Raw genomic sequence first — 7,608 nt, 5'->3', positions numbered from 1 at the left:
TTTTGGGATGCGCATCCGTTGCGATATCAATGTCCGACACCGGCGCGCCCAAAAGCGCGTTGCGCACACATCCCCCCACAAACAGCGCTTGCGCACCGCCATCCGTGAGGGCCGCGCATACCTTTTGTGTCGCAGGGTCCGAAACCCAAGCTGCGCTGATTTGCTTCATTCACTCACCCGTGCTGCAAGCCCGCGCAATATGCGGGCGGTCGCGCCCCATATGTAATAAGGGCCATAGGGCACGGCGAAATACTTCCGTCTTGTCCCCTGCCAACGGCGCGACTCGATCACATAATTCGCAGGGTTCAGTACATGTGCAAGGGGGACCGAGAAAATTTCGTCCACTTCGCCAGGTTCAGGCACCGGATCGAAGCCCTGCCGGATGATCGCCACCACCGGAGTCACAGAGAAGGACGTCACGGTTTCATGCTTGGGCAAAAAGCCCAGAACCTCGGGAAGATCGCTGGGCAGACCGACCTCTTCCCGCGCCTCGCGCAGGGCAGCGGCGGTGACATCCGCGTCACCTTCATCCTGCTTGCCGCCGGGAAAGGCGATCTGGCCGGGGTGGTGCTTCAACGCCGAGGAGCGTTTGGTCAGGATCAGCCGCGGTATCTCGTCCGCGACCGTGATCGGCACCAGCACTCCCGCCGGGCGCAGTTTTCGCCCCGGCGGCAGCACGGTGTCTGGGTTCAGGTCAAAATCACTGGACCCATGGCCCGGACGAGCCAAAGCCGTCCGGAGTTGCGTCTCTAACTTAGACACTTTTGCTGTCTTCGGCGTCAAAACCCACAGTGGCAGGGTCTAGCACGTAATGCGCGCCGCAGAACTGACAATCGGCCGTAACCTGACCCTCAGACGTGGTCATCTTTTCAATGTCCTTGGCCGAATAGATCGACAGGCTTTGGCGCACACGCTCTTCCGAGCAGGTACAGCCGAACTGTACCTGCTGCGCGTCATAGACCCGTGGGTTTTCCTCGTGGAACAGACGCACCAGCAGATCGGTTGGCGCAATCGAGGGGCCGATCAGTTCAAGATCCTCGACCGTGTCCAGCAGTATATTGACACGGCCCAAGTTCTCACCTTCTTCGCCATCTACCAGATCAGTGGCGGTCAGGATCTCTCCGGTGCCTTCGCTGGACGCCGCAAAAGGCGAGGCTTTGGGCATATGTTGCAACATGATGCCGCCTGCGCGCCAATGCTCACCCACACCCGGTTCAGTCGATTTGCCGAAGCTCAGCGAGAACCGGGTCGGCAACTGCTCGGACTGCGCAAAATAGGCTTCGGCGCAGGCACTGATCGAGCCTCCGGCCAGCGGAGTGATGCCCTGATAAGGCTGTGTGCCTTCGCCCTGGTCGATCATGATCGCAAAATAACCCTCGCCCACCTGATCGAAGGGCGCGCCATCGGTCAGACGATCGCGGTCGAAACTAGCGTAAGCGCGGATGCGGGCCGGTTCGCCCTCTTGCTGTGGCGCGTAGTAGTCGGTGGCAATCATGCGCACCGGACCCTTGGACTGCACCTGCAACGACAGCTTCCAGCGAAGCGAGACCGTCTGGCCGATCAACGCGGTCAGCAGGGCCATCTCGGCCACCAGGGCCTCAACCTTTTCCGGATAGTCATGCTGTTTCAGGATGCCGTCCAGCACGCCATCCAGACGGGCCACACGCCCGCGCATGTCCGATACATCGAGTTGAAAGGGCAGGACGGTATCGTCCCACGCGATTTTTGTTCCAAGAGACATGGGGTTTCCTTACACGCCAAGGGTTGGCATACCGGCACCATATAGGTCGCAGAGATTGGGTTGTAAGGGGCCATACATGATCAGACGGTTCGGCGAAAGCCCTGAACCCGGGCGCAAGTACACCCGGCGGGTCGGAGTCTACGCTTTGCTGCCCCGCGCCGGGCACCTTCTTCTGACCTGCCAGACCGAACCGGGGCCGGATCTACAATTGCCTGGTGGTGGAATTGATCCGGGCGAATCGCCTACAACCGCCCTGCACCGGGAAGTGTTCGAGGAAACAGGCTGGCTGATCGCTGCACCCCGTCGAGTCGGCGCGTTCCGTCGGTTCACTTATATGCCGGAATATGACCTTTGGGCCGAGAAGATCTGCCTGATCTATCAAGCGCGTCCGGTACGTCGTTTGGGGCCACCACCCGAGCCGTTCCACGAAGCGCTCTGGATGCACGCCGCCGATGCGGTTGAAACGCTGGGCAACGATGGCGATCGCCATTTCGCGACGTTGCATCTTCGCGGGCTTTAGATCGTTTCGGGTTAAACCTGCGACGCGAAACCCTGCCACGCTTTCAGCGTTTTCGGGACATTTGTTTCACTTGATGATTCAGGTAAAATCCAAAACGCTTTAGGCCCCATTATATTCGAAGAACACGGCCGAGACATCGTCGCCCATACCGCTTTCAGGTGACATCACCTGTGTCAGGCGCCAGAACAGATCGTCCAAAAACTCAGGCTCACCGCGACCCGCCGCACAGTCGAGCGCCATGTCCCGCAAGCCGTCGTCATCCAGCATTCCGCCTTCAGCCAAAGCGCATTCCGTGAACCCGTCTGAATGCAGTAACAAACGGTCCCCCGGCTCCATCTTCGTCTCAATCTGCTGAAACTTCACATCCGGGATCAACCCGATGGGTAGCCCACCTTCGCCCAGAAACTCGGTCGTGCCATCGCGTCGCAGCATCAACGGATGTGGATGCCCGGCCTGAACCATCCTGATATGCCCGTTGCGCAGATCTACAATGGCATAGACCATAGTAAAATATTCTTCGATCCCGGCATCCGCCAGCAATCGGGAATTCAGCATCCCCGCGACTTCCTCCGGGGGAAGCAAAGCGTAGAATTTGTCAAAACGCTTTTCCATTGCGACGTTCTGTTCGAAATGTTTGCTGGACAGATAGCCGCCCAACCGCGCCGTCATCATCGCCGAGGTGATGCCGTGACCAGATACATCAATGCTGTAGAACCCAAGGCGGTTCGGACCGGGTGAGAACATCCCCACCAGATCGCCCCCGATATGCCCGCAGGGTTTCAACAACAGACTGACACGCGATTTACCGAATTCTTGCGTAAGGTCCGGCACCAGCGATTCCTGTATCTTGCGGGCTTGGATCAGGTCCTTGTCGATGGCCTCATGCGCCAGTTTCAATTCTTGGAGGGCGGATTCGATCAGTCGGTTTTTCTCTGACAACTCACGCTGCATATCCAGAATTCGCGCCCCAGCCGAGATACGCGCGCGCAGCTCATCCGCCTCAAGCGGTTTGATCAGGAAATCATCCGCGCCCGCATCCAGACCCCGCGCCACCTCCTGCTTTTCACTTTTTGAGGTGAGCAGGATGAAATAGCTATAGTGTTCGGCCTCAAGCGCGCGGAAGGCGCGGCAAAACTCAAGCCCGCTCATCCCCGGCATGACCCAATCGCTGAGCACAAGGTCTGGCGCGGCTTCGGTGCAGATATCTATCGCCGCCTCGCCATTGTCGGCCTCAAGAACCTCAAAACCCCATTTCTTGAGCGAGGCCACCAGAATGCGCCGTTGCAGGCGGCTGTCATCTACCACCAGCACCCTCCGGATTGCACCGAAGTCCAGATCGGATCTGGTTTCCTCAAGACTTGCCGCTGGCACTCTGCAACCCCACACGCTTCCTTTTATCGGGATGGTGCGACCCTACGCGTCTGGGGCTTAACATCGAGTGAAGGCCAATTGAGGCCGACGCTTAACCTGACATTTACTCAAGCCGGGCTACCAAGGATCCATTCAATTCCGATGCAGGACGCGACCCATGATCCACTGGCCCCGAGTTCGACAGCTCCGTGACGAGGTTGGCGCTGATGAGTTCGACGAGGTTGTCGAGATCTTTCTGGACGAGGTACAAGAGGTCATCGCCCGCGTGCATGCAGACACCGCGCGACAGGATCTTGAACAAAACTTGCATTTCCTGAAAGGAAGCGCCCTGAGCCTTGGGTTCGAGGTGTTCTCGAAGCTCTGTCAGGATGGCGAAAGGATGGCCGCCTCAGGTGAGGCGGCAAAAGTCGATCTATCCGAAATCCTCGCCGTGTTTACTGCGTCGAAATCAGTGTTTCAAACCGAACTTAAAGACAATTTGCACTAGATCACAAACTGTGCCAGCGTCTCATCCTCGGTGATGTCGGTATAGGTGAACCCGGCCTCATCTAGGTGCGCAAAGAGGCGGGCGAAGTTCTCAGGTTTGCGAGTCTCGATCCCGATCAATACCGAGCCGAAATTGCGCGCCGATTTCTTCATGTATTCGAACCGGGCGATATCGTCTTCGGGTCCGAGGATGTTCAAGAACTCTTTCAACGCGCCGGGGCGCTGCGGCAAGCGCAAGATGAAGTATTTCTTGACCCCGGAATAGCGCTGCGCGCGCTCCTTGACCTCGGGCAGGCGCTCAAAATCGAAATTGCCGCCAGAGGTGACACAAACAACCGTTTTGCCACGGATAAAGCTTTGCACATCAGCAACCGCCTCGATCGCCAAGGCACCGGCGGGTTCCAGAACGATGCCTTCCACGTTTAACATTTCGATCATAGTGGTGCAGATGCGATCCTCGGACAGGACCAGCACATCCGATAAGTGACGGTCTTTCAACAGCTCAAACGGCTTGGCACCGATCTTGCCGACCGCCGCGCCATCGACGAAATTGTCTACGTGATCCAAGGCAACCGGATGCCCTGCAGCCATTGCCGCGTGCAGACAGGCCCCACCTTTGGGTTCGACAAACAAACAGTGGGTCCGATCGCCGAACCAGGTTGCCACGCCGGACGACATGCCACCTCCGCCGACCGGCAGGATGACATGGTCGGGCATGCGGCCAAGCTGTTCCTCAATCTCGACCGCAAGTGAGGCCTGGCCTTCGATCACATCCTCATCATCGAACGGCGACAGGAAATGCCCGCCCTCCTTTGCGCACCAAGCTTGTGCCGCAGCAAGCGTGTCGTCGAAGTAGTCACCGCTGAGGTGAACCTCGATATTGTCGCCGCCGAAAATACGGGTCTTCTGGATCTTCTGCTGAGGCGTGGTGACCGGCATGAAGATCACCCCCTTCACATCCAGATGCTTGCACATGAAGGCCACACCCTGCGCATGGTTTCCCGCGCTGGCACAGACAAACAGATCCTGCCCCTGCTGCTTGCGCATGGCATTGAAGGCGCCCCGGATTTTGTAGGAACGTACCGGGCTGAGGTCCTCTCGCTTGAGCCAGATATCTGCACCGTAGCGGTCAGACAGATGGGCATTCCGCTGCAAAGGCGTTGCCGGAAACACAGAGCGCATCGCCTGTTCGGCAGCGCGGGCACGGGTCATGAAATCGCTCATGCCGGTTTCAGTGGCTTATCCTAGGCAAAAGGGCAAGGAATACATGTGTGTACGAATTACGACAGCGCGCGTTTTTCGATGAAGACGCCATATAACGTTGTCAGGATGCTGACATTGATCAATGGCACGATCAGCATGCTGGCGAAAACCACCACCAAAGCGCCAATCACCGGGATGATTAGAAGCGCCGCGAAAAGAAGCTGAAGCACCATCTGGAACAACACCAGCAACACAACCAGCGCCACTATGGTGCCGTTCGCTCCGTCAGTTGCCCGCCACGCATCCGACAGTTTCAACGGTTCGCCTATTGCTGCGGCGGGCATGATCGGGGACACCCGGTAAAAGGCCACGGATAGGCCCACAACAACCAGAAGCCACGCCAAAATGCCCATCGCAGCCGAGGCCTGCGTCAAAAATCCGATGACAAGCATTGCCGGGATCAGGACGACTACACCCAGCAAGGCCAGCATCACCATCCGCCTAATGTAAGCGAGCATTCGATCCGATCTGAACGCGGGCAGAAAACCGGCCGGGTATTCTTCGAGCAGCACAAAGCGATGCCAGGACACGACAATCCAAACCATGATCGCAAACAGGGATGCCAGCACGCAGAACAGGAACGCTGTGACCGCGCCTGGCGATGCTGCATCCGGCAGACCGTTTGGCTCGGTCGAGATATCTTCGAACGAAATACCAAAAAGGAGGCTGAATGCGATGATGGCCAAACCGCCGATCAGCGCGGGGATCAGCGTAATCTGAATCGCCTGTTTCAGATTCCGCAAAACCATCTTGATCGAATGCATGAAAATCCCGAACGCCAACATCTGGAAATACCCCTGCTCAACCATCTCTTGTTCTTTGTCCGGCCGTTTCACCCCAATTCCCGGCCTGCGTCAATCCACACAGCTTGCCCCCGCCCACAAAACCCGTTAGGGGCCAATCGTCTTGCGAATAAGGGGAAGTCAGATGTCCGCGCCTAAGAAAGTTGTTCTGGCCTATTCCGGTGGCCTTGATACCTCGATCATTCTGAAATGGTTGCAGACCGAGTATGGTTGTGAAGTCGTCACCTTCACTGCCGATCTGGGTCAGGGTGAGGAACTGGAACCCGCCCGCCAAAAGGCCGAGCTGCTGGGGATCAAGCCCGAAAACATCTATATCGAGGACATCCGCGAGGAGTTCGTGCGCGACTTCGTCTTCCCAATGTTCCGCGCAAATGCGCAGTATGAGGGTCTGTACCTGCTGGGCACCTCGATTGCGCGGCCTCTGATCTCGAAACGTCTGGTTGAGATTGCCGAAGCCACCGGCGCTGACGCTGTCGCACATGGCGCAACCGGCAAGGGCAACGATCAGGTCCGCTTTGAACTGGCTGCTTACGCACTGAACCCCGACATCAAGGTCATTGCTCCGTGGCGTGAATGGGATCTGACCAGCCGCACCAAACTGCTGGAATTCGCCGAGCAGAACCAGATCCCGATTGCCAAGGACAAACGTGGTGAGGCGCCGTTCTCGGTCGATGCCAACCTGCTGCACACCTCCTCCGAGGGCAAGGTTCTGGAAGACCCCGCAGATATGGCGCCCGATTATGTCTATCAGCGCACCGTTCACCCCGAGGACGCGCCCGATCAGCCCGAATTCATCGAGATCGGTTTCGAAAAAGGTGACGCCGTCAGCATCAATGGCGAGGCGATGAGCCCGGCCACCATCCTGACCAAGCTAAACGAATATGGCGGCAAGCACGGCATTGGCCGTCTGGACCTGGTCGAAGGCCGGTTCGTGGGTATGAAGTCGCGCGGCATCTATGAAACTCCGGGCGGCACCATCTTGCTGGAAGCACACCGTGGGATCGAATCCATCACCATGGACCGTGGCGCGATGCACCTGAAAGACCAGCTGATGCCGCAATATGCCGAGCTGATCTATAACGGCTTCTGGTACTCGCCCGAACGCGAAATGCTGCAGGCCGCCATCGACAAAAGCCAAGAGCATGTCACCGGAACCGTGCGCGTGAAACTGTATAAAGGTCTTGCCTCGACCGTGGGCCGCTGGTCCGATCACTCGCTGTATTCCGAGGCGCATGTGACCTTCGAGGAAGACGCTGGTGCCTATGATCAAACCGACGCCGCAGGCTTTATCCAGCTGAACGCGCTGCGTTTGAAACTGCTGGCAGCGCGCGACAAACGTCTGTCCAAGTAACCTGACAATCAGTTTAGAATTCAAAACCCCGGCAATCACACGGTTGCCGGGGTTTTCTTTTGCCCACCAGACC

8 protein-coding genes and 1 pseudogene are annotated in these 7,608 nt (G+C 57.7%); 3 read left to right on the top strand and 6 right to left on the bottom strand.

Annotated elements, in window-relative coordinates:
- The 3 genes and pseudogenes from ACOERD_RS14270 to ACOERD_RS14260 form a co-directional block, all read right to left on the bottom strand.
- Positions 1 to 169 (bottom strand): annotated as a pseudogene (locus ACOERD_RS14270) (CCA tRNA nucleotidyltransferase); the annotation flags it as partial.
- Complete coding sequence (locus ACOERD_RS14265) at positions 166 to 762, bottom strand: CoA pyrophosphatase (protein ID WP_419739461.1); 597 nt, start codon at positions 760 to 762, stop codon at positions 166 to 168. The gene ACOERD_RS14265 and the pseudogene ACOERD_RS14270, both read right to left, overlap by 4 nt.
- Positions 755 to 1,741, bottom strand: a complete 987-nt coding sequence (locus tag ACOERD_RS14260) for an Hsp33 family molecular chaperone HslO (RefSeq protein WP_419739460.1) — start codon at positions 1,739 to 1,741, stop codon at positions 755 to 757. Before ACOERD_RS14260 ends, ACOERD_RS14265 begins: the two co-directional genes overlap by 8 nt.
- Before the next feature lie 76 nt (positions 1,742 to 1,817).
- Here ACOERD_RS14260 and ACOERD_RS14255 point away from each other — a divergent pair, with 76 nt between their 5' ends.
- Entirely contained in the window at positions 1,818 to 2,261 is a 444-nt protein-coding gene (locus ACOERD_RS14255; protein WP_170470733.1) for an NUDIX domain-containing protein, read from the top strand.
- 99 nt (positions 2,262 to 2,360) lie between these two features.
- Here the strand turns inward: ACOERD_RS14255 and ACOERD_RS14250 are convergent, their stop codons facing one another.
- Positions 2,361 to 3,572, bottom strand: coding sequence for a PP2C family protein-serine/threonine phosphatase (locus ACOERD_RS14250; RefSeq protein WP_419739465.1), 1,212 nt, complete (start codon positions 3,570 to 3,572; stop codon positions 2,361 to 2,363).
- A 217-nt stretch (positions 3,573 to 3,789) separates the two neighbouring features.
- On the opposite strand from ACOERD_RS14250, the gene ACOERD_RS14245 reads away from it, so the two are divergent.
- Positions 3,790 to 4,119 carry an Hpt domain-containing protein gene (locus ACOERD_RS14245; protein WP_419739459.1) on the top strand — a complete coding sequence of 110 codons (330 nt, stop codon included), beginning with the start codon at positions 3,790 to 3,792 and terminating at the stop codon, positions 4,117 to 4,119.
- Here the strand turns inward: ACOERD_RS14245 and ilvA are convergent.
- Entirely contained in the window at positions 4,116 to 5,342 is a 1,227-nt protein-coding gene (gene ilvA, locus ACOERD_RS14240; protein ID WP_419739458.1) for a threonine ammonia-lyase IlvA, read from the bottom strand. The two genes, ACOERD_RS14245 and ilvA, sit on opposite strands and share 4 nt — an antisense overlap.
- A 56-nt stretch (positions 5,343 to 5,398) precedes the next feature.
- Positions 5,399 to 6,217, bottom strand: a complete 819-nt coding sequence (locus ACOERD_RS14235) for a hypothetical protein (protein WP_419739457.1) — start codon at positions 6,215 to 6,217, stop codon at positions 5,399 to 5,401.
- Positions 6,218 to 6,308: 91 nt separating this feature from the next.
- Between ACOERD_RS14235 and ACOERD_RS14230 the strand changes: the two genes are divergently transcribed.
- Positions 6,309 to 7,535 carry an argininosuccinate synthase gene (locus ACOERD_RS14230; protein WP_170640891.1) on the top strand — a complete coding sequence of 409 codons (1,227 nt, stop codon included), beginning with the start codon at positions 6,309 to 6,311 and terminating at the stop codon, positions 7,533 to 7,535.
- Positions 7,536 to 7,608 lie beyond the last annotated feature (73 nt).

It is taken from the genome of Ruegeria sp., from assembly GCF_965199275.1.
Classification (GTDB): domain Bacteria; phylum Pseudomonadota; class Alphaproteobacteria; order Rhodobacterales; family Rhodobacteraceae; genus Ruegeria.
This window is presented reverse-complemented; position numbering and strand designations above follow the sequence as displayed.